Source organism: Modicisalibacter xianhensis (assembly GCF_900113605.1).
GTDB classification, from domain to species: domain Bacteria; phylum Pseudomonadota; class Gammaproteobacteria; order Pseudomonadales; family Halomonadaceae; genus Modicisalibacter; species Modicisalibacter xianhensis.
In genome coordinates, this window is record NZ_FOPY01000004.1 from 299,056 (window position 1) to 320,687 (window position 21,632).

The following is a 21,632-nucleotide window of genomic DNA, read 5'->3' on the forward strand; positions in this document are numbered from 1 at the left end:
CATGCCACACCAGCGACGCCTGCTAGGACTATGGATGCTGGCCTGTGGCGCCCTGCTCTTTGGCGGTGCCTTTCTTGCCTTGTGGCTGGACGCGCGGCTGACGCCAGACACCCTGGCCCGGGCCTGGCTCTGGCTGGTCGCCCTCGCTCCCGGTACTTTCGGCGTGGCGCTGGGCTGGTGGCTGAGCCATTACCTGCTTACCCCGCTACGGCACCTTCGTGTGCAATTGTCACGGCTCGTGGCCAACCCACAAGCCCAGGAAGCCTATTTGCCCGAAGGCTGGCTTCGTGACATGGATGGCGATCTGCAGCGCCTCCGCGACGGCTGGCGCCAGGATCGCGAAGCACTCGCCACGGCTCATGCCGACGGAGCGCGCAACGCCGCCCGCATTCGCCAGGAACTCGAGACGCTGGTGCAATCGCTGCAGGTACCCCTGATCCTCTGCGATGGCCATCGGCGGATCCTGCTGTTCAACCATGCGGCCGAGCAACTTTTCAAGGAGGCGGCGACACCCTTGGGCCTGGGCCGTCAGTTGCAGACGGTATTTTCCGCCCCCAGCCTACACTACGCCTGGAGAGTCCTGTCGTCGACCCACGAACAGCACGAGGTGCTGGTACCCCTCGGCAACCGCTGGTTACGCGTCACCCTGCGCCGGGTCGAGTCCCGACATGGCGAGGTACTCATGACATTGCAGGACGCCACAGCAAGCTGGTTGCGGGAAGTGAAAGATTATAGCGACCTGCATGGTGTTCTCGGCACCCTGCGTACCCATTGTGCCAATCTGCAAACGGGCCTGGCCGCGCTTGAGCAAGCCACAGCCGATAGGGCGATACGGCACCGGCTCGAACAGGCGACTCGTCGAGACGCCGAGACCATCGGCAAGGAAGTCTCACGCCTTGGTGAGCTCATGGAACACCTGACGGCCCAGAGCGAACGGCTGGGCCCGATCTGGTCGAACGATTTCTGGCATTCGCTGGCCGCTCGGCTTGGCGACCGACCTGCCCTGGTCCCGATCGGCCTGCCAGCCTGGTTCCAGGGTGACGTTCCTGCCCTATTGCCAATGATTCAAGCCCTTTGCGAGAACTTGGCCGACTTCGCCGATACGTCGGCTTTGGAAGCGGAAGCCTGCCTGGGCAACCGGCGCGTCTACCTGGACCTGATCTGGCGCGGCCAACCTCTATCTCAGGGAACCTTGGCGACGTGGTGCGAAACATCGCTGGAAGAACTGCCCCTGGCCCCGCGGATCGGCGATCTCCTGCGCCAGCATGACAGCGACTTGTGGAGCCTGGCGGATGCCGACGGACTTCACGCCCGACTTCGCTTGCCGTTGCAGGCCATCCCCCGGGTCGGCTCCCCGTCGCCACCACCTCCGCCACGGCCCGAGTTCCATGACTTCGACATTGCGAATTTACCCGATCCCACGCAGACACTGGCCCATCGAGCCCTTCACCAGCTGGAACTCGTCGTCTTCGACACCGAGACGACCGGACTGGAACTGGCCAATGGCGATACCGTGGTCAGCCTCGGCGCCTGCCGTGTGGTCAACGGGCGACTGCTGGCGGACGATTGCTACGACCAGTGCGTGGACCCGCAGCGCCCGATACCGGCACAAAGCACCCGCTTTCATGGACTGACGGACGATGATGTGCGTGGCGCGCCGACACTGCGCCAGGTGCTGCCCCGCTTTCGCGACTACGTCGGCGATGCGGTACTCCTGGCCCATAATGCCGCCTTCGATATGCAGGCGATCCATCCCCTGGGAAGCTCCGTGCGCTTCGACAACCCGGTCCTCGATACGCTGCTGCTTTCCCGCGCCCTGGACACCACGCTGGATGATCACGATCTGGACGCACTGGTCGAGCGCTATGCCCTGACGATACCTCCCGGCGCGCGTCACACGGCTCTCGGTGATGCCCGAGTCACGGCAGTCCTCTGGCTGGGCATGCTGCCGCGCCTCGAGGCACGCGGCATTGTCACCCTCGGTGATGCACTCAAGTTCCAGAAGCGCAGTGGAGTCAACGCATGAGCGGCCGCCGTCACACTGCCAGGCGAATCGCCCTCGCCATATTGGCCCTACTGCTCTTCAGCCCGCCCGTGATCGGTCTGTTCGATATTCCCTCTGCGATCACAGGTCTATCCTGGCTTCCCCTTTATCTTTTCTGCGCCTGGGGCGGCATCATAGCCTTGACCGCCTGGCTTCAATCCCGCGAATCCGTGCTGCAGGAGATGCCGAGCCTTACTGAAACACGGTCGGACGACGCTCGGCATGAGAAGTAACCTGATCGTCCTGACCGTCGCCTTCGGCTACCTGGCCCTGTTGTTCCTGATCGCCGCATGGGCTGACCGACGCGCGGCGCAGGGGCGCTCATTGATCGGTTCGCCCACCGTCTATGCCCTGTCCATCGCCGTCTATTGCACGGCCTGGACCTTCTACGGCAGCGTCGGGCGAGCTGCTTCCCACGGTCCTAGCTTCCTGCTCATCTACCTGGGGCCCACCCTGGCGATGCTGGTCGCCCCGCTGCTGATCCGCAAGATGGTGCGTATCGCCCGCGCCCAGCGCATCACATCGATCGCCGATTTCATCAGTGCCCGCTACGGCAAGCGTGGCGGGCTCGGCGCCCTGGTGGCAGCGATTGCCCTGCTCGGTATCACGCCCTACATCGCGCTGCAGCTCAAGGCCATTACCCTGGGTCATGCCATTCTGACAACCTACCCGACTCTGCCGGCCGATACGCTGGCCGCCAGTCCTTTCTGGACAGACAAATCCTTCTGGGTGGCGCTGGTTCTGGCCGTCTTCATCATTCTCTTCGGCACCCGCCAGCTAGATGCCAGCGAACGACACGAAGGCATGGTCGCGGCCATTGCCGTCGAATCGCTGGTCAAGCTGGTGGCATTCCTGGCAGTCGGCCTGTTCACGACATTCATGCTTTATTCGGGGCCATCCGCCCTGTTTTCCCGAGTCGCCGCGCAGCCATCGCTGGCCGGTGTCCTGAGCCTGGACAACGTGCCGGGAGGACAAGGGGGCTGGCTGGGCATGCTGGTCCTGGCCACACTGGCGTTTGTGACCTTGCCGCGGCAATTCCAGGTACTGGTAGTCGAGAATGTCGATGAAGCCCACCTGTCGCGCGCCAGCTGGCTCTTTCCGTTATACCTGCTGCTGATCAACTTGTTCGTGATTCCGATTGCCCTGGCCGGGCTGTTGCTCGGCGATGCTGCGCTCGACCCCGACAGCTTCGTGCTGACGGTCCCCTTGGCCGCGGGGCTCGAGACCCTGCCGCTAGTGGTGTTCATCGGCGGCCTGTCTGCGGCCACCGGCATGGTGATCGTCGAGACCATCGCCCTGTCCACCATGGTCAGCAATCATCTCGTGATGCCGTTGCTGCTGCGCCTGGCCCATCGCCGACCGGCCCGCTACAAGGATACGGTCCTGGCCGGCTGGCTGCTGGGAATTCGCCGGATCGCCATCGTGCTGATCCTGATGCTGGGTTATCTCTATCATGCGCTGATCGGAGAAACCTACAGCCTGGTCACCATCGGGCTGGTATCGTTTGCCGCCGCCGCCCAGTTTGCTCCGGCCATGCTGCTAGGGCTGTACTGGCGAGGCGCGACCCATGCCGGTGCTGTCGTAGCGTTGTCGCTGGGCATTGCCACTTGGGCCTATACCCTGCTGCTGCCTGGCTTCGCCCGCTCGGGATGGCTGGACGACACCTGGGTCAATGAAGGGCTGGCCGGCCTGGCCTGGCTACGCCCCTACGCCCTGTTCGGCCTGGAAGGTTGGGATATCTACACCCATGCCCTGTTCTGGAGCTTGCTGTTCAACCTTGGCGCCCTGATCGGTGTATCGCTCTTTACCCGCCAGAGCCCTCTGGAGCGAACCCAGGCCGCGTTGTTTACCGGCGCCCTGCAACCGGGTCTGTGGTCCCGGGCTGTGACCGGGCAAGGGCAAACCACCCAAGGCGAGCTCTATCAACTGCTCACACGTTACCTCGGCCTTGCGGCAGCGACACGTATCTTTGCACAGGCCGACGCCTCCACGCAGACGAGCGCCCATGCACGCCCCGCTTCACCGTCGCTGGTGGCGCGCAGCGAACGCGCCTTGGCCGGTGCGCTGGGCACTGCCTCGGCGCGGGTATTGATGGACAGCGTGGTGCGTGGAGAAACCCTGGATCGGGAAGACATCCTGAGCCTGCTCGACGCCACGTCCCAGGCCCTGGAATACAGCCGGCGCCTGGAGCAGAAATCCCATGAGCTGGAAGAAACCAGTCAGGCGTTACGTGCGGCCAATGCCAGGCTGCGCGAGCTCGATCGCCTCAAGGATGAATTCGTGGCGATGGTCAGTCATGAGCTGCGCACGCCACTGACCTCTATTCGCGCCTTCGCGGAAATACTGCACGACGCAGACACGCTGCCGGAAGCGCAACGTCAGCGCTTTCTGGATGTCATCGTTCATGAGAGCCAGCGCCTGTCGCGCCTGATCGACGAAATCCTCGACCTGGCCCGTCTGGAATCGGGACGCATGACGCTTCACCCTCGGCGCCTGGATCTCGTCGAACTCGTGCGGCGCAGTACGGAAACCATCCAGCGAGTTCTCGCCGAGCGTGGCGTGACTCTCGAACTCGACCTCCCCGATGTGCCAACACCGGTGAGCGGCGACCCGGACCGCCTGGAGCAGGTGATCATCAACCTGGTGGACAACGCCAGCAAGTTCGCGGCACCGGAGCATCCTCGCGTCCGGCTGGCCCTGGCCACTACCGATCGTCACGTCCGCTTGCTGGTCGAGGACAATGGCCCGGGAATCGCCATGGAGGCACGTGAACTCGTCTTCGAGAAATTCCATCGTCTCGAAAATACCTCGCTCAACGTTCCGCCCCATGGCCGCCCGCGGGGAACCGGGCTGGGATTGCCGATCAGCCGGGGCATCGTGGCCCACCTGGGTGGCCGCCTGTGGGTAGACGATGCGCCGACACTGGGCGGTGCCTGCCTGCTCATGGAATTGCCCTTGGCCCCCGACGAGGCTTCAACAACGTAAGGCCGGCTTGGCACGCCGGGCCACGTCCACCAACCGGCTCACCTGCTGGAGTGAATGGCGCAGCCGCAACCGATCCGTGTCGCTCAACTGGCGCAGGTCGACCCAGTCGTCCGCCCTCCGCCCGGCCTCCAGGGATGTCAGTTGGGCGTCGAGCAATAGGGTCTGGCAATGGTCGAGTGCTTCCCCGGCATTTTGTGCCAATGCCGGCCTAAGCACGTCCGCGGCGAGCAGCGCCTGCAACCGGCTACGCGTATCGACGTGACGCACGCCGTACATGATGGCGAGCAGCCGCGCTGCATTCTGCAGCGGCAGGATTCCCTGGCGCTTCAGATTGAGTGCCGCGTCATGCGGCGCCTCCCGGCCATCAGGCGACAGGCGCCCGAAACGATCCAAGGCGACGGGCACCTCATCGAGCAACGCCGTCATTTCATCAAGGAACAAGGTACATGGCGGCAGCGTCTCGACGACCGTGTCGCGCAGGGCATCGGCCAATGCAGCCTCACCGTACACCGGAGCGAAGTCCAGCAGGATGTTCGCTTGCTGGACGCGCTTGACGATGCGCCCGGCCGTCCAGATGCGAAACTGCTCGCGCCATTCCGACAGTCGCTTGCGCCACATGGGCCAACGCGCCATGACCTGTCCGCCGCAGAGCGGAATGCCCGCCTGGGCGAGAGCATCCGTGAAGCGCTCGCCAAGCGCCTGAAAATAGCCATCGATGGTGTCATGCGCATCGTCGGGATAGTCCGCCACGATCATTCCATTGTCCTGGTCGGGCGAAAGCAGGCTTTCATGCCGCGCCAATGACCCCATCGTCAAGACGCAATAGGCTACTGGTGGCTCGCCCCAGCCATCGCTGCGCAAGGAGTCTAGGGAGTGGCGGATCGACTGGCGATAAAGCCAGTCATCATGGTCGCTGAGCACCTGGCTGATACGCCAACCGGGCAGATCGAGGCGCTGCAGGGCACGACAGAGTTCGTACTGCCAGGCTTTTGACGACTTGAGGCTGGGGTCGGGCCCCAGGCAAACGAGTGCATCGCGTAACGGAGCCAGCAAGGGCGGGAACGTCGCCGGGTCCGGTAACGTTTCCCCTGCGAACAGGCCACGCCAGGGAGAGGCACGATGGAGCAGGCGCATGTCGTTTCCTCACAACCAGGCCTGCTTGAAGTGTAGTGGCCATGTCACGAAAAACGGCACCCCATGATAGGGTGCCGTCTCTTGCAGGCAGGCCTGACGATCAACTCGTAAAGATATCGTCGCCACGCTCGTCGATGAACCGTTCGGCCTTGTCGATGGTCAACTCGATACACGCCTCACGGCTACCGACCATGTCCGAGCGCTCGAAACGATGCTCGAGAGTCTGGCCGCCTTCGACCGGCTTGCGGATCCAGCCACTGACCCGGTACTGGCCGCCAGCATCCTGCGGGTCCGGCGTGATCAGGTAACCGCGATAATCCGTTGCCGGTATCTCTTCGGCGCTGACATCGCCACTGCGAAACAGGCCATCGATCAGTTTCTTGAGCATGCCACCTCCCTGGTATCTGGTATCTACCAAGCCATGTCGTCCGGCCTTTCCTCAGCCGGCGTTACGCCCCTTGCCTGCCGCAATGCGCAAGCGCAGCGCATTGAGTTTGATGAAGCCTTCGGCATCCTTCTGATTGTAGGCGCCTGCATCATCCTCGAAGGTGGCAATGGACTCGTCAAACAGTGATTGCTCCGACTTGCGTCCGACCACACTGGCGCTGCCCTTGTACAGCTTCATGCGTACCACGCCATTGACGTACTGCTGGGTCTCGTCGATGGCCGCCTGCAGCATCTTGCGCTCGGGACTCCACCAGTAGCCGTTGTAGATAGTCTCGGCGTACTTGGGCATCAACTCGTCCTTGAGGTGCGCGGCCTCGCGGTCGAGGGTGATCGATTCGATGGCGCGATGGGCGCGCAGCATGATGGTGCCCCCCGGCGTTTCGTAGCAGCCGCGCGACTTCATGCCCACATAGCGGTTCTCGACGATGTCGAGGCGGCCGATGCCGTTGTCGCCACCCAACTTGTTGAGCTTGGCCAGTACCTCGTGCGGCGCCAGGCGCTCACCGTCGATGGCAACGATATCGCCCTTCTCGTAGGAGAGCTCGATGTAGGTGGGCTGATCGGGTGCGGCTTCCGGGGAAACGCTCCAGCGCCACATGTCTTCCTCGGCCTCTGCCCAGGGGTCTTCCAGAATGCCGCCCTCATAGGAGATGTGCAGCAGGTTGGCATCCATGGAGTACGGTGACTTCTTCTTGCTTTTGGAGAAATCGACCGGAATATTGTGCTGCTCACAGTAGTTCATGAGCTTCTCGCGCGAGGTCAGGTCCCACTCGCGCCACGGCGCGATGACCTTGACACCTGGCTTGAGGGCGTAGGCGCCCAGTTCGAAACGCACCTGGTCGTTGCCCTTGCCGGTCGCGCCATGGGAGATGGCGTCGGCCCCGGTCTCGTTGGCAATCTCGATCAGGCGCTTGGCGATCAGCGGACGTGCGATGGAGGTGCCCAGCAGGTACTCGCCTTCATAGATGGTATTGGCGCGGAACATTGGGTAGACGTAGTCTCGCACGAACTCTTCGCGAAGGTCTTCGATGTAGATTTCCTTCACGCCCAATGCCTGGGCCTTGGTGCGAGCCGGCTCGACTTCTTCGCCCTGACCGATGTCAGCGGTGAAGGTCACGACCTCGCAGTCGTAGGTTTCCTGCAACCACTTGACGATCACTGAGGTGTCCAGGCCGCCGGAATAGGCGAGGACGACCTTTTTCACATCGGACATGCGGGGCTCCTTAACTCTCTGGCTTGACGCGATGGGGCAGCAGCGCCCGGCCGCACTGTGGCCGGACCTGACGTTCGATCGCCCAAGTATAACGCCCGGCGTCAGCGACGAACACCGCCGGTCGGGACGCCGAGTCGTCAAAGATGCTAAACTCACGGCCATTGTGGCGCGGGGCGACCGCAATCCATCGACGCTGTATTGGGAGAGGTGCATGACCGAGGCGAACGCCCACGTGCTGATGGCTCAGCGCTTTCGCAGTTTTTTGCCGGTAGTGGTAGATATGGAAACCGGCGGATTCAACGCCGAGCGCGATGCCATTCTGGAGATCGCCGCTGTCACCCTGACCATGGATGCTCAAGGCAATCTATTGCCCGATGCGACCTATGCCTTTCATGTCGAGCCCTTCGAGGGCGCGAATATCGAGCAGGCGGCCCTGGACTTCACCGGTATCGACATCGACAACCCCCTGCGCAAGCGCATGGCCCTCATGGAGTCCCAGGCGCTGGGAGAAATATTCCGGCCGGTGCGCAAGGCGATCAAGGCCAACCAGTGCACGCGGGCGATACTGGTCGGCCACAATGCCTCGTTCGACCACGGCTTCCTGAATGCTGCCGTGAATCGCTGCGGCATCAAGCGCAACCCCTTCCACCCGTTTTCCAGTTTCGATACCGCCACCCTGTCGGGGCTAGTCTACGGCCAGACCGTCCTCGCCCGGGCCTGCCGTGCGGCAGGCATCGAGTTCGACAATTCCGCCGCCCATTCGGCACGCTACGATACCGAGCGTACCGCAGAGCTGTTTTGCGCCATCGTCAACCGGTTCAAGGATATGGGGGGGTGGGACCTGGCCCAGCGTGAGCAGGGCATGGAAGGCGACTGAGCCGTCAAGCGCCGGTAAACAACCCCATAGTCATGACCCACAGGGCCCGGAGACGAGCGTCTTCCGGGCCCAGATTGTCTTGCAGTACCAGTGTCAGTGGTGACGCCCCCAGCCGGCAGCCTGGCTGACATCGTTCTCGACATCATGCGCCCCGGCCACCCCGGGCTTGTCGATGATCTGCACCGTACTGGCCTGAGGCCCCTTCTCGCCCTCCTCGGGTTCGAAACGCACCTGGGTACCTACGGTCAGCCGCTGGAAATCGTTGTGCAGCACGGCGTTGCGATGGAAATAAATTTCTTCGCCGCTGAGGTTCTTGAGAAAGCCATAGCCGTCTTCCTCGAACTTGCGTACTACGGTGGCGACCGGTGGCACCGGCTCGTCACCCTCGTAGTGCTTGACCTTCCTACCCCCGCGCTTGCCGTTTTCCTTCTTCAACTGCTTTTCCATCGCTTCGAAGGCGTGGCGAATGATCGGACGTAGCTGTACCTGCGGATCGGTCACCGTCTCTGTCTTGTCTGCTACCAACTCACGCTTGGCGGGCAAGGAAACTTCGATGTGAGCACGGTACGGGTTACCGGTCCGGTGCGGATTCTGGGTCTGCTCGACCACGACGCGACACGCGACGATGTTGTCGCTCAAGTGTTCGAGCTTGTCGACACGCGACTTGATGTAATCATCGATCCAGTCGGAGCGGGAAACATGGTTATAGGTAATTTCCAGTGGAACCTGCATGTATATACCTCCCTGATCATGCTCACGTTGCCAGCCGATGCGTCTCAGCTGCTCACTCAACCAGCGTGGCTGTGGAGGTCAGTCTTTTCAATGACGTGGAAACGCTAATTTCGTATCCAAACGTATCAATCCGTGCATACAGAAAGGCCTGCGGGGAATCCCCCGCAGGCCTCATCCATACGATGTGCCAGAGGCAAATCAGGCGTTGTCGCCCTGCTCCGCATTGCTCTTGGCAGCAGCGTCCTTGATCAACGTCTCGAGCTCACCGTTCTGGTACATCTCGACCACGATGTCGCAGCCGCCGACCAATTCACCATGCACCCACAATTGCGGGAAAGTCGGCCAGTTGGCGTACTTGGGCAATTCGGCACGGATATCGGGATTGTCCAGCACGTTGACGAAGGCAAAGCGTTCGCCGCAGGCCATCAGTGCCTGGACGGTCTGTGCGGAAAAGCCACACTGCGGAAGCTGCGGCGTTCCCTTCATGTAGATCAGGATGGGGTTTTCACTGATCTGCTGCTTGATGTTCTCCAGAGTGGTACTCATGTGGCGTTCCTTTCCTTAACTCCGGGCCTTGACACCGGGCAGCTCGATAACAACCAGGCCTGCGCGATGCCGCTTACCGGATGAATGATTGCGTATGTCTCATTCTACTGATGCCGCAGGCTGAAAGCAGCCCCCGCAGGCACATGAATGCCTTGCGTGCGTTGCGCTGTGACCCGCCACTGGATAGGATGGTTCCCTTTCGCGCGGTCAGACATTCAGATGTCGTGGCCCGGGCGCCGACGGTGCAGCTCCCGCTCCCTCGGCGCCTTTTTCGTTAGCGGTATGTCGATGACAGGAGCTTGCCATGGCGACACGCCACTTTCTGACCCTGCTGGACCTGACACCGGAAGAGCTTGCCTACCTGATTCGCCGGGCCATCAGCATCAAGATTGGCCTCAAGACTCACGGGCCCACGTATACACCGTTCACCAACCGCACCCTGGCGATGATCTTCGAGAAGTCATCGACGCGGACCCGTGTATCATTCGAAACCGCCATGGCACAGTTCGGCGGCCATGCTCTGTTTCTATCACCGCGTGACACCCAGCTTGGCCGAGGTGAACCAATCGAGGATACCGCACGGGTCCTCTCGGAAATGGTCGATGCCGTCATGATCCGGACTTTTTCTCATACCGGCCTGGAGACGTTCGCCAAGGCAAGCACGGTACCGGTGATCAACGCCCTTACCGATGACTACCATCCCTGCCAGCTGCTGGCCGATGTCATGACCTGGACTGAGTGCCGCGGTAGCGTGAAAGGCAAGACGGCCGTCTGGATCGGTGATGGCAACAACATGTGTCACTCATGGATCAACGCCGCCAGACAGTTCGATTTCCAGCTCAGGGTGTGCTGCCCCGAAGGTTACGATCCCGATCCCGCGATACTGCAAGCTGCCGGCGACCGCGTCACGCTGTTACGCGATCCCCAGGAAGCCGTGGCCGACGCCCACCTGATCACGACCGACGTGTGGGCCTCCATGGGCCAGGAAGAAGAACAGGCCGAACGGGAACGCGCCTTTGCCGGTTTCCAGGTGACCGAGGCCATGCTCGACAAGGCCGCCGACGAGGTACTCTTCCTGCACTGTCTGCCAGCCCATCGCGGCGAGGAAATCAGCGAGACCCTGCTCGACGACCCGCGTGCCGTGGTCTGGCAGGAAGCCGGCAACCGTTTGCATGCCCAGAAGGCCCTGCTCGAGTTCCTGCTCCTCGGACGTGTCGAGTAAGCCCATGTCAGAGCCGCTGCTTCAGGTTCGGGATATCGAGTGCCGTTACGACGACACGGTCGTTACCCGGCACGTCTCATTCACGCTGAACAGCGGTGATATCTGCTGTCTGCTGGGCCCCTCCGGCTGTGGCAAGACAACATTGTTGCGTGCCATTGCCGGCTTCGAGCCGATCGCCGCCGGGACCATCACACTCGATGCCAAGACCCTTTCCGCTCCAGGCAAGCTGATTGCCCCGGAAAAGCGCCAGGTGGGCATGGTCTTTCAGGACTATGCGCTGTTTCCGCATCTTTCGGTGAAAGACAATGTTGCTTTCGGGCTGCGCCGTCTGCCCACCGGCAAGCGCAGCGAACGTGTCGACGAGATGCTAGAACTGGTTGGCCTGACTTCGCTAGCCAACCGTTACCCGCACGAACTTTCCGGCGGTCAGCAGCAACGGGTCGCCCTGGCCAGGGCCCTGGCGCCCCAGCCGCGATTACTGCTACTCGACGAGCCATTTTCCAACCTCGATGTCGAACTGCGTCGGCAGTTGAGTCAGGATGTTCGCCGCATCCTCAAGCAACTCGGTATCAGCGCCATCCTCGTCACCCATGACCAGCAGGAAGCCTTTGCACTGGCCGATCAGGTCGGCATCCTCAACAACGGCCAACTGCAGCAGTGGGATACTCCCTACAACCTGTATCACGAGCCCACGACACGCTTCGTGGCCAGCTTCATCGGCCAGGGGCTCTTCTTGCCCGGCACCATGTGCGAACAGGACCGAGTCGATACCGAACTGGGGCTGATTCAGGGCAACCGCGCCTACCCCTACGCTCCCGGCATGCCCGTCGATGTACTGCTTCGCCCCGATGACATCGTGCTCGACGAACACAGCTCACAAGCGGCGATCGTTGAGGAATGTATCTTCGCCGGCGCCACGACGCTCTATCGGCTGAGGCTGCCCTCACGCCAGGTGGTCGAGGCCGCATTCGGCAATCATGAATTCCAGGCCGGTGAGCATGTTCCAATCCGGCTGGATCCGCGGCACCTCATCCTGTTCGAGAGACACGGCGCAGCGTGACTCGAGGCAGCCCTACCGACTGGTCATTGCCCCGATTCACTTCTAGCTTAGGAAGGTGCGTTCTGGACATGAGCGTATTTTTCGATAGCCAGGGAGCGCCAAAGGAGGCATGACATGGTGACGAACGACGATCAGGAACGGAATGAAGGCATGGAACCGGGTGACGAAGCCGAGCCAGGCACTCCCGGCACCGGGGAAGACATCTGCCGTGCCTGCGATGGCACCGGTCAGCTGGAAGGCAAGGAATGCCCCGATTGCGGGGGATCGGGCTATGTCATCCGCGGCATCGGCGGAGCCTGACAACCCTTTCAACGATATCGCCAAGACCGACATGCGCCCCGCCTTTTGGCCGGGGCGCATTCGTTGGCGCTTGCGACAAGCTTCCCTATAGCACGTCTTTTAGACTCTGCTGTGCCTGCTCGCGGTGCTTCTCGAGCATATCCCGGTAGCTTTCCAGATAGTCGAGCACTGCCGGCTCGTCAGCGCCGGGAATCAACTGGGTGCGTACGACATCCAGCGATACCTCGTGCAACACGACCTGCTTTTCCAGGTACGTCTTGTTGAATTCGTAACCGGTCAGCCCAGCCATGTCTTCGAGAAATGCGTTGACCTGAAACTGGATGCCTTCGCTAATCGAGCTCGAGGCACTCTCGGTGTCGGTTTCCACGGCCTGCTCAAGCTCGTCCACCGCCTGACTTGACGCAGTATGGTCCTGCAGGATGCGGCGCGCCAACTGAGTGACTTCGTTATTGCGCGAATGCTGCAGGGCGAGTTCTGCCTGCTCGGCCTCACCCAGATTGATTGTCTCGAGGACGTACAGGATTTCACCGCTTGTCATCGACTCGGGCTTGATCTCTGCAGTGGTCGCCGTGTTTGTCTCGGGTTCGCTCTGACTGGGCGTGCTGCACCCTGTCGCAGCAAGCCCGAGAAAGACACCCAGAGCAACAATGGCCGGACGAAAGACACCGCTACGTCGTTGCATGACAGCCTCCCTGCTGATGTAACGTTGGATTGTTAGCCTCATGCTTGCTGAGTTTGGGCGATCCCCGGACCGAGAACAAGGGTGTTGCGGCAGGTTGGGTCAGTCGCAGAAAACCTGCCACGTCAGCGGAAAAGCTGTCGATTCGTTTTCGAACCCCAACGTTCCTGTGCCCATGTCATGAACGAATCGCTGATAGCCGGATGAGGCTTTGCCCGTCACCGGCTGGTTGACCTCGCCGCAGAGAATGGGATTTTCCATATCATGATTGATATAAAGGTATCGAAAACTTGCCTTATTGCCATTTTCTACCAGTTGCCTGACCGCACTGACTCCCTGGGAAATTAGTTTTTCTTCCCCAATTTTCTCATACTTTTTTTGTTGAATATTTCCGTCTTCGTTGGAGGTTTTTTCCATAGTGCCCGAGGCCTGGCAAAGCCCCGAAAATGCGACGAAGCCTATGAAAAAAGCCAGACGCCATCCCTGCGCGCCATGTACCAATCTCATAAGGAGACCTCCCTGATACCGAAATTAATTACACTTAATTACGCTAGCAGAGCTCTCCCCAGTGTGGCCAGTCTGGCGATTGACGCTTTGGTATAAGCAATGGTGAATCAAGCGAAAAACGAGTCGACCAGCTCCGCTGGTTCTGAAAAATTCTGCCAATATCGATGATGGATTATCTGCAATATTGGAGAAAATTCAGCTAGCCGAAGCGATGAGACCCGATGACAAAGGTGGGCTTCAAGAAAGAGGGCGATGGGTATCAAGAATCCGCGGGGGCCGAGGCTTGCGCACGAAAAAATCCGCCTGAGCATATGCTCTAAGCGGATGATTTCTTGAAACTTTTTGGTGGAGCCTACCGGGATCGAACCGGTGACCTCAACGCTGCCAGCGTTGCGCTCTCCCAGCTGAGCTAAGGCCCCATCAACACCCTAGAAAATGCTATTTCTACAGGTGAGTGGTGTCCGACAACAAAAGCCTATGCTTCAATAATCGACCTGCAGCCGGTTGCTGCGTTGCCGTCGGAACGGTGCGTATCATAGGGACTCGTCACCGTGGAGTCAAGCCCAGCGAAACGATGCTATACAGTAGATCATCGTTTCGCTACTCAGTACAATTATGATCCCGCTTCGGCCTGAGGCTGACGCCTGAACCAACCGATGCTATGCCAGGAGCGAACTTGATCAAGGTTCTAGTCGCAGACGACCATCACCTCGTCCGTACCAGCATCGCTCGCATGCTGAATGAGGAGGAGGGACTGCAAGTCATCGGCGAAGCTGCCGATGGCGAGGAGGCTATTAGCCAATCACGCGCCCTGCGCCCCGACATCGTGCTGATGGATATTCGCATGCCCGGCATTGGCGGTCTGGAAGCGACCCGCAAGATCGTTCGCGGCATGTCGGATATCAAGGTCGTTGTACTTACGGCCTATCTCGAGGAAACCTTCGCCCAGCGCCTGCTGGATGCAGGGGCCAGCGGCTTCATCAGCAAGGGCAGCGAACTCGAGGAGATGGTGCGTGCCATACGTACCATTCATATAGGTCAACGCTACATCAGCCCGGAGATCGCCCAGCGTCTCGTGCTGGCCAAGCTCGACGCTCAGGACAATCCCTTCGATCAACTGTCCAGTCGCGAGTTGCAGGTGGCCATGATGATCGTCAACTGTCACAAGGTTAGCGATATTTCCGATCGGCTCTTCCTCAGCCCCAAGACCGTCAATACCTATCGCTACCGCATCTTCGAGAAACTTGGGGTGCAGTCCGATGTCGAATTGACGCATCTGGGGCTGCGTTACGGGCTGGTGGACGGCTACAGTAACGACGAGTGATTCGCTATCCGCCACGCGGCTGGCTGGCGATCCGGCTCCTGCCGATTCAGTCTAACGGTCCAACGGTGGCATGAGTTTCGACGCGAAGCACTTTCTCAAGACGGTCAGCGAAGCACCCGGTGTCTACCGGATGCAGGATGACCAAGGCAACGTCCTTTATGTAGGAAAGGCCAAGCGTCTAAAGGCACGCTTGGCCAGCTATTTCCGGGGGGCGCTCAATACCAAGACCCAGGCGCTGGTAGCACGCATCGCCGACATACAGGTGACCATCACCCGCAGCGAGACAGAAGCGCTGCTTCTGGAGCAGACGCTGATCAAGGAGTTGCGTCCGCCCTACAATATTCTGCTGCGCGACGATAAATCCTATCCGTATGTGTTTGCCAGCGACCGGCATCCCTACCCTGCCCTGGAGTTCAAGCGAGCCCGCAGCAAGCGCAACGATGGCCGCTACCTGGGTCCTTACACCAGTTCCAACGCAGTGCGTGAAAGCCTGGCTCTGATGCAGAAGATCTTTCGCATCCGCAACTGCGAGGACACGGTATTCGCCCACCGTACCCGGCCCTGCCTGCAGTATCAGATTGGCCGCTGCAGTGCGCCCTGCGTGGATTACATCAGCCAGGAAGACTATCGCCGCGATCTTGAGCACGCGGTCATGTGTCTGGAAGGCAAGAGCGAGCAGGTCACGAACCAATTAACGGCAGCCATGGAAGCGGCCAGCCATGCCCTCGATTTCGAGGAAGCCGCCCGGCTGCGTGATCAGGTTCAGCACCTGCGCCGCCTGCAGGAGCGCCAGGTCGTCGACACCGACGCCAGCGATGCCGATATCTTTGCCCTGGCTGAACGCCCGGGCGGACTGTGCGTCAGCGTGCTGACCGTTCGCCAGGGCCGCATGCTCGGCGCACGACACCATACCCCGGAAAACGGCCTCGACCTGACGCCAGACGAGCTTCTTGGCGAGTTCGTCAGCCAGTACTACCTGGGCCAGGGCCGTGAATTACCGGCGGAAGTGATAACCAGCCATGCACTGCCTGATAACGACATCCTGCAGGCCGCCCTGTCGGAGCATGCCGGCAAGCGCATTCGTGTCGCGCATCAGGTACGTGGTTACCGCGCCCAGTGGCAGCAGCTGGCTATCACCAATGCCGAGCAGTACCTGGGCACCCAACTGGCCAATCGATCCCAGTTGTCCAAGCGCTTCGAGACACTACGCTCAGCACTCGGCATGGAGCAGCCCCCCCATCGGCTAGAGTGTTTCGATATCAGCCATAGCCACGGCGAGGCGACGGTGGCATCCTGCGTGGTGTTCGATCAGGAAGGCCCCGTCAAATCCGATTACCGCCGCTTCAATATCGAAGGCGTGGCTGCCGGCGACGACTACGCCGCCATGCGCCAGGCGCTGACCCGGCGCTTCAAGCGCCTGCAGCAGCAGGAAGACGGCAAGCGGCCAGATATCCTGTTGATCGATGGCGGCAAGGGCCAGCTCAACATGGCGCGCGAGGTACTCCAGGAACTCGGCGTAACCGATGTTCGCCTGATCGGCGTGGCCAAGGGCACCACGCGCAAGGCCGGGTTGGAAACGCTGTTTCTGGAGACGGTCGACAACACGCTGAGCCTGGAAAGCGGTTCACCGGCCCTGCACCTGATTCAGCACATACGTGACGAAGCGCACCGTTTCGCCATCACCGGGCATCGACAGCGTCGTGACAAGGCCCGGCGTACCTCGACGCTACAGGACATCCCTGGCGTCGGCCCCAAGCGCCGGCGCGAGCTGCTGAAGTTCTTTGGCGGCCTGCAAGGGGTGCGTCACGCCACGCGTGACGAACTGGCCCGTGTCCCGGGGATCAGCGCCAGCCTCGCCGCATCCATTCACCAGGCGTTGCATGGATGAGACACAACGCAACAGATAGAATAACCGTTTTTGACCACTGGCAAGGGACCCACGATACATCAATGAATATTCCCAATATCCTTACGCTCGCGCGTATCGTGTTCATTCCGCTGCTGGTTCTACTGTTCTACCTTCCCTACGCCTGGAGCCTGCCAGTGACGGCCGCCCTGTTCGGCCTGGCAGCCATCACGGACTGGCTGGACGGCTATCTGGCCCGGCGCTGGGACCAGAGCACACCTTTCGGGGCCTTTCTCGATCCGGTGGCCGACAAGGTCATGGTCGCCGTTGCCTTGGCACTGCTGATCGAGCGCTACGAATCGATCTGGCTGACCCTGCCGGCACTGGTCATCATTGGACGCGAAATCGTGATTTCCGCATTACGTGAATGGATGGCCGAAATGGGCAAGCGAGGCAGCGTTGCCGTCTCCTGGGTCGGCAAGGTCAAGACGACGCTGCAGATGATCGCCCTGCTGCTGTTGCTCGGCTTCCTGCCAGGTAGCATCATTGCCAACATTGGCGTGGCGACGCTTTATGCCGCCGCCATTCTGACGCTATGGTCAATGTACCAGTACCTGCGCGCTGCCTGGCCGGAACTCTCCCGCTCGATGTGACTAAAATGGCGTTAAACGTTTGACAGACGCGCACTTATCTGTAGAATGCGTCTCCGAGTCAAGCGGGAATAGCTCAGTGGTAGAGCATCGCCTTGCCAAGGCGAGGGTCGCGAGTTCGAATCTCGTTTCCCGCTCCAAACGAAGACTCATTGAGGCTGGATGGCAGAGTGGTTATGCAGCGGACTGCAACTCCGTGTACGCCGGTTCGATTCCGACTCCAGCCTCCATTTTTTCGCTCGGCCTGACCGGCCCACCCAATCCCCGCCCGGATGGCGAAATTGGTAGACGCAAGGGACTTAAAATCCCTCGGAGGTTGACTCCGTGCCGGTTCGAGCCCGGCTCCGGGCACCAAGATCAGTTGCTTCCCCTCCCGCTTTTATTTGGCCAATTTGGCTATGTCATAGCTCCACATGGCTACCAAGCAATCACTTGCGCTAACACAACGTGATTACATGAACTGGTATGCAATGGCTCCAAGCCCCATCAGGTAGACAGCCACGGTCAATACGACCAGCAACCCGTCGCGTGCGATAAGCCCCAGCCCGATGGCGGCCAGCGCCGCTCCCGACAGGCTATTGGCAAACGGCACCAGTTCCAGCACCGGCATGCTCAGCGCAATGAGGATACAGATAACGGCCACCACCCAGGTCGCCGCGCCATGCGTCAGCATCGTCAGACGATGTTTGATCAGCTTGTCGACCCAACGGGCAGCGGGACGCAGAAACCGTAGCGCCTTGAGAAATCGCTTGCGTGGAACCGAGCGCCTCAATAACCAGCGAGGCAACCAGAAATGTTTTCTGCCGGCCAACAATTGCCCAGCAATCAAGAGCACCAGCAAGCCACATAGTGTCGGTAGCCCGACGATACCGCTAAGGGGAGAAAACACCAGCAGCCCGGGTACGAGCAGCATGGCCCCGAACGAGCGCGAGCCAACGGCATTGAGCATGGTTTCCACACTGATGGAGTCGGCGTCGACCTCTTTGCCAGCCCCCTCGAGAAAGTCCAACAAGCCTTCTAGATCTTCGGGCGCCTGCTCTGCATCGTGGTTCGTCATCCTGACTATTCCTGTTCGTCCCTGACTGATATCAGGTTAACACGCGCGGCCCCACCAAAGGCGTACGGCGAGGAATTGCTAAGCTACTGATAATTGTAGCGCCTTGGCATTTGCCACCCCCTATAGCAGAATAACGTCACGCCGCGCGCCGGCTCGGCTGGCACGAGAGCGGTCCGGATCGCCGCTATCGGCGCGATTCATACCCGTTGATCCTCCCGCCTTTGCCGACGTCTCCTTATGAGCCGGCCCAAGATAGCAACCCAATGATAGAGCCAGGACCGGTAAGCATGACGCACAGCGAACATGATCTTCTCATCATCGGTGGTGGCGTCGCCGGCCTGACCCTGGCGCTGGAAGCCGCCAATTACCGCGATGTGACCCTGCTGAATCCCGGTTTGAGCGCCCTGGGCGCCAGCCGCTGGGCCCAGGGCGGCATCGCCGCGGTACTCGACCCCCAGGATGCCATCGAAGCCCATGTCCAGGATACGCTGGTCGCGGGAGATGGATTATGCGATGAAAGCGCCGTGCGCTTTACCGTAGAGCACGGGCATGAGGCGATCGACTGGCTGATTTCGCTGGGCGTTCCGTTCACCCCGGATACGGCAATGGAGGCCCGTTACCCTTACCACCTGACACGTGAAGGCGGACACGGGGCGCGCCGCATCATCCATGCTGCTGATGCCACCGGGCAGGCTCTCATCGACACATTGACGGAACGCGTCCGGCAAGCGTCCGGAATCCACGTCATCGACCGTCTGAGTGCGGCCCAACTGCTCCGCAATGAGGAGGGCCACTGCTGCGGTGCGCTCTGCCTGGATGACCATGACCAGGCATTCGCACTGGTGGCGCGAGATACCGTACTTGCCACCGGAGGGGCGAGCGGGCTGTATCTCCACACTACCAGCCCCTCTCCTGCCTGCGGCGAAGGCATGGCCATGGCAGCCGAACTCGGCGCCACGCTGATGAATCTCGAGTTCCAGCAGTTTCACCCTACTTGCCTCTACGATCCGGCAGGCACGCCCTTTCTGATCAGCGAAGCGGTACGCGGCGAAGGCGGCCTGTTGCGCACCATCGATGGGCATCGTTTCATGCCCGATTATGATGCCAGGGCCGAACTGGCACCTCGCGATATCGTGGCGCGCGCCATTCACGGCGAGATACTGAAAGGTGCGGCGGAGCACGTCCTGCTGGACATTACCCATCTGGACGCCAAGGCAATTCGCGAGCACTTCCCGACCATCCATGCCCATTGCCTGAGCCGAGGGCTGGATATCACCCGCCAGCCCATTCCGGTGGTCCCCGCGGCGCATTACAGCTGCGGCGGGATCGCTACCGATACCAACGGCAAAAGTGATATCCCCCATCTTTATGCGATTGGCGAAGTGGCCTATACCGGCCTGCATGGTGCCAACCGCATGGCCAGCAACTCCCTGCTGGAATGCCTGGTCTATGCTCGCTCGGCAGCCCAGGCGATGCGCCAGCCCGCCGGCAAGAGCGAGCTTCGGCCCATCAACCTACCGAATCTTCAAGGGAGCTGTGTGCACGAGGGCATAGACACCGCAGTACACGCCTTGCGACGCATCATGAGCGACAGTGCGGGAATCGTGCGCAGCGACGCGGGCCTGGCGGCAGGCCGCTGCGCCCTAGGTAAACTGCATGACGAATATAGCTATCTGGGGCTGGACCAGCCTGTCAGGCTTGCTCACTTCAGGCTGCGGCACATGCTGAGCCTCGCCAGCATGATGCTGGAGCTTGCCAGCGCCAGGCGCGAATCGCGCGGGCTTCACTTCAACCGCGACTGCCCACATCATCAACCCGAGCCGACCCCCTCGCGGATATCACGACGCTGATTGCCAAAGCAGCACGCGCCGCAGGGCCTGGCGCTCCTGGGCGGGAGCGCTGTCGGGCCACAACCAGCAATGATGGCCGGCCACTTGCACCCCGATGAACCAGCGACCGAGGTAGGTACAGCGCAGCGAGACATCACGCCACTCGCCGCAGGTCATGGCTCGCTGCTGCCACCCACCTTCTTCCCCGGGAACCCAGCGCAGTTGCCATGACCTTTGCTGCCTGTGCTCTCGCAGCAGCACCAGGCCAAAACCAAGAACCGCCGTGACCATTAGCCACGGCGGTCCATAGACAGCAAGAAGCAAGCACACGACAACGGCCATTATCCAGGTTGTCCGCCGCTGCCAGTCAGAGGGTGCGATACTGATCGTTACTGGTCGTTTCAGCATACTCGACGATCATTTTCACGATACGACGCAATGCGTCATTCTCGGGCCACTCCCGGCGCATCAACCATATGAACAGATCCTGATCCTCTTCCTCGATCAGGGCGCGATAGGCCGCCTTGTCGGCGTCGTCCAGATCGGGATAGCGATGCTCCAGAAAAGGCAGCAGCAGCAAGTCGAGCTCCCACATGCCACGCCGGGAATGCCAGTACAGGCGCTTGAGGGCAGTATCTTCGCTCACCAGGGGCCCCTTGTGTCTCGGATGAATGTCGCGGCAGTATACCCGAGCCTTTCGGGGTACGATATTGCCGCTGCTCGCCTTCGAATGGCATGGTGTTTGTTGTCTGGCTAGTGCGTTGTTTTCTCACGGTTTACGCAGTATGCTGAACAAAACAACAACACATGCCGCCTGCTGGGCAGGCCATGCCGCACGGAGATATCGATGACCAAGTCCGAGTTGATCGAACAGATCGCCATGCGACAGCCAGAGCTGTCCATCAAGGAAGTCGAGGCAGCGGTACGTATCATACTCGACGACATCACTGATGCCCTGGCTGACGGTGGCCGTGTTGAAATACGTGGTTTCGGCAGTTTTTCGCTGCACTATCGCGAGCCACGGCTAGGCCGCAACCCAAAGACCGGCGAACCTGTCGATCTCGATGGCAAATACGTGCCACACTTCAAGCCGGGCAAGGAACTGCGGGAACAGGTCAATGCCAGCCGAGCGCTTGGCTATTGATTCCCGGACGAGACCGAATTCGAAAAGGATATTGCT

22 protein-coding genes and 4 tRNA genes are annotated in these 21,632 nt (G+C 60.7%); 15 read left to right on the forward strand and 11 right to left on the reverse strand.

Annotated features, from left to right (window positions below; translation table 11 throughout):
* Window position 1 precedes the first annotated feature (1 nt).
* From BM194_RS06405 to BM194_RS06415, 3 genes are read left to right on the forward strand one after another with little or no spacing between them, the layout of a single operon-like run.
* A complete protein-coding gene (locus tag BM194_RS06405) occupies window positions 2–2,026 on the forward strand; it encodes a 3'-5' exonuclease (protein WP_092844887.1) in 2,025 nt (674 codons plus the stop codon).
* Window positions 2,023–2,277 carry a hypothetical protein gene (locus tag BM194_RS06410; protein ID WP_092844888.1) on the forward strand — a complete coding sequence of 85 codons (255 nt, stop codon included), beginning with the start codon at window positions 2,023–2,025 and terminating at the stop codon, window positions 2,275–2,277. The genes BM194_RS06405 and BM194_RS06410 overlap by 4 nt, the downstream gene beginning before the upstream one ends.
* Window positions 2,267–5,029: a sensor histidine kinase gene (locus BM194_RS06415; RefSeq protein WP_092844890.1), complete on the forward strand. Its 2,763-nt coding sequence runs from the start codon at window positions 2,267–2,269 to the stop codon at window positions 5,027–5,029. Before BM194_RS06410 ends, BM194_RS06415 begins: the two co-directional genes overlap by 11 nt.
* Here BM194_RS06415 and BM194_RS06420 read toward each other — a convergent pair.
* From BM194_RS06420 to BM194_RS06430, 3 genes are all read right to left on the reverse strand, one after another.
* On the reverse strand, window positions 5,018–6,163 hold the full coding sequence (locus BM194_RS06420; protein WP_092844892.1) for a DUF294 nucleotidyltransferase-like domain-containing protein: 1,146 nt from the start codon (window positions 6,161–6,163) through the stop codon (window positions 5,018–5,020). The genes BM194_RS06415 and BM194_RS06420 overlap by 12 nt on opposite strands.
* Before the next feature lie 100 nt (window positions 6,164–6,263).
* The gene (locus BM194_RS06425) at window positions 6,264–6,551 is read right to left on the reverse strand and encodes an HlyU family transcriptional regulator (RefSeq protein WP_092844894.1); all 288 of its coding nucleotides are present in this window, start codon (window positions 6,549–6,551) and stop codon (window positions 6,264–6,266) included.
* Window positions 6,552–6,602: 51 nt separating this feature from the next.
* Entirely contained in the window at window positions 6,603–7,823 is a 1,221-nt protein-coding gene (locus BM194_RS06430; protein ID WP_092844896.1) for an argininosuccinate synthase, read from the reverse strand.
* A 211-nt stretch (window positions 7,824–8,034) separates the two neighbouring features.
* On the opposite strand from BM194_RS06430, the gene rnt reads away from it, so the two are divergent.
* A complete protein-coding gene (rnt, locus tag BM194_RS06435) occupies window positions 8,035–8,700 on the forward strand; it encodes a ribonuclease T (protein ID WP_092844898.1) in 666 nt (221 codons plus the stop codon).
* 93 nt (window positions 8,701–8,793) lie between these two features.
* Here the strand turns inward: rnt and BM194_RS06440 are convergent, their stop codons facing one another.
* Window positions 8,794–9,432, reverse strand: a complete 639-nt coding sequence (locus tag BM194_RS06440) for an HPF/RaiA family ribosome-associated protein (RefSeq protein ID WP_092844900.1) — start codon at window positions 9,430–9,432, stop codon at window positions 8,794–8,796.
* 198 nt (window positions 9,433–9,630) lie between these two features.
* Window positions 9,631–9,978, reverse strand: a complete 348-nt coding sequence (locus tag BM194_RS06445; protein ID WP_092844902.1) for a Grx4 family monothiol glutaredoxin — start codon at window positions 9,976–9,978, stop codon at window positions 9,631–9,633.
* A 304-nt stretch (window positions 9,979–10,282) separates the two neighbouring features.
* On the opposite strand from BM194_RS06445, the gene argF reads away from it, so the two are divergent.
* From argF to BM194_RS06460, 3 genes are all read left to right on the forward strand, one after another.
* Window positions 10,283–11,200 carry an ornithine carbamoyltransferase gene (gene argF / locus BM194_RS06450; protein WP_092844904.1) on the forward strand — a complete coding sequence of 306 codons (918 nt, stop codon included), beginning with the start codon at window positions 10,283–10,285 and terminating at the stop codon, window positions 11,198–11,200.
* 4 nt (window positions 11,201–11,204) lie between these two features.
* On the forward strand, window positions 11,205–12,260 hold the full coding sequence (locus BM194_RS06455) for an ABC transporter ATP-binding protein (RefSeq protein ID WP_092844906.1): 1,056 nt from the start codon (window positions 11,205–11,207) through the stop codon (window positions 12,258–12,260).
* Window positions 12,261–12,374: 114 nt separating this feature from the next.
* Window positions 12,375–12,560, forward strand: coding sequence for a hypothetical protein (locus BM194_RS06460; RefSeq protein WP_092844908.1), 186 nt, complete (start codon window positions 12,375–12,377; stop codon window positions 12,558–12,560).
* 85 nt (window positions 12,561–12,645) lie between these two features.
* Here BM194_RS06460 and BM194_RS06465 read toward each other — a convergent pair whose 3' ends face one another.
* From BM194_RS06465 to BM194_RS06475, 3 genes are all read right to left on the reverse strand, one after another.
* A complete protein-coding gene (locus BM194_RS06465) occupies window positions 12,646–13,242 on the reverse strand; it encodes a DUF4142 domain-containing protein (RefSeq protein WP_177223359.1) in 597 nt (198 codons plus the stop codon).
* A 99-nt stretch (window positions 13,243–13,341) separates the two neighbouring features.
* Window positions 13,342–13,746 (reverse strand): hypothetical protein, encoded by a 405-nt coding sequence (locus BM194_RS06470; protein WP_092844912.1) that lies wholly within the window; start codon window positions 13,744–13,746, stop codon window positions 13,342–13,344.
* A 343-nt stretch (window positions 13,747–14,089) separates the two neighbouring features.
* Window positions 14,090–14,165: transfer RNA gene (locus BM194_RS06475), tRNA-Ala, on the reverse strand.
* Window positions 14,166–14,422: 257 nt separating this feature from the next.
* Between BM194_RS06475 and uvrY the strand changes: the two genes are divergently transcribed.
* From uvrY to BM194_RS06505, 6 genes are all read left to right on the forward strand, one after another.
* Window positions 14,423–15,070: a UvrY/SirA/GacA family response regulator transcription factor gene (gene uvrY, locus BM194_RS06480; protein WP_092844914.1), complete on the forward strand. Its 648-nt coding sequence runs from the start codon at window positions 14,423–14,425 to the stop codon at window positions 15,068–15,070.
* A 70-nt stretch (window positions 15,071–15,140) separates the two neighbouring features.
* The gene (gene uvrC / locus BM194_RS06485; protein WP_092844916.1) at window positions 15,141–16,958 is read left to right on the forward strand and encodes an excinuclease ABC subunit UvrC; all 1,818 of its coding nucleotides are present in this window, start codon (window positions 15,141–15,143) and stop codon (window positions 16,956–16,958) included.
* Window positions 16,959–17,020: 62 nt separating this feature from the next.
* Window positions 17,021–17,569: a CDP-diacylglycerol--glycerol-3-phosphate 3-phosphatidyltransferase gene (gene pgsA, locus BM194_RS06490; RefSeq protein ID WP_092844918.1), complete on the forward strand. Its 549-nt coding sequence runs from the start codon at window positions 17,021–17,023 to the stop codon at window positions 17,567–17,569.
* A gap of 62 nt (window positions 17,570–17,631) precedes the next feature.
* Window positions 17,632–17,706: transfer RNA gene (locus tag BM194_RS06495), tRNA-Gly, on the forward strand.
* A 16-nt stretch (window positions 17,707–17,722) separates the two neighbouring features.
* Window positions 17,723–17,796: transfer RNA gene (locus tag BM194_RS06500), tRNA-Cys, on the forward strand.
* Window positions 17,797–17,832: 36 nt separating this feature from the next.
* A tRNA-Leu gene (locus BM194_RS06505) sits at window positions 17,833–17,920 on the forward strand.
* Window positions 17,921–18,017: 97 nt separating this feature from the next.
* On the opposite strand, the gene BM194_RS06510 is transcribed toward BM194_RS06505, so the two are convergent.
* Window positions 18,018–18,623 (reverse strand): exopolysaccharide biosynthesis protein, encoded by a 606-nt coding sequence (locus BM194_RS06510; protein WP_092844920.1) that lies wholly within the window; start codon window positions 18,621–18,623, stop codon window positions 18,018–18,020.
* A gap of 287 nt (window positions 18,624–18,910) precedes the next feature.
* Here BM194_RS06510 and nadB point away from each other — a divergent pair, with 287 nt between their 5' ends.
* Entirely contained in the window at window positions 18,911–20,473 is a 1,563-nt protein-coding gene (nadB, locus tag BM194_RS06515; RefSeq protein WP_092844922.1) for an L-aspartate oxidase, read from the forward strand.
* On the opposite strand, the gene BM194_RS06520 is transcribed toward nadB, so the two are convergent.
* On the reverse strand, window positions 20,462–20,794 hold the full coding sequence (locus BM194_RS06520) for a hypothetical protein (RefSeq protein ID WP_143097574.1): 333 nt from the start codon (window positions 20,792–20,794) through the stop codon (window positions 20,462–20,464). The two genes, nadB and BM194_RS06520, sit on opposite strands and share 12 nt — an antisense overlap.
* Before the next feature lie 25 nt (window positions 20,795–20,819).
* On the reverse strand, window positions 20,820–21,098 hold the full coding sequence (locus BM194_RS06525; RefSeq protein ID WP_092844926.1) for an FAD assembly factor SdhE: 279 nt from the start codon (window positions 21,096–21,098) through the stop codon (window positions 20,820–20,822).
* A 201-nt stretch (window positions 21,099–21,299) separates the two neighbouring features.
* Here BM194_RS06525 and BM194_RS06530 point away from each other — a divergent pair, with 201 nt between their 5' ends.
* Window positions 21,300–21,596 carry an integration host factor subunit beta gene (locus tag BM194_RS06530; RefSeq protein WP_092844928.1) on the forward strand — a complete coding sequence of 99 codons (297 nt, stop codon included), beginning with the start codon at window positions 21,300–21,302 and terminating at the stop codon, window positions 21,594–21,596.
* The last annotated feature ends 36 nt before the right edge of the window (window positions 21,597–21,632 follow it).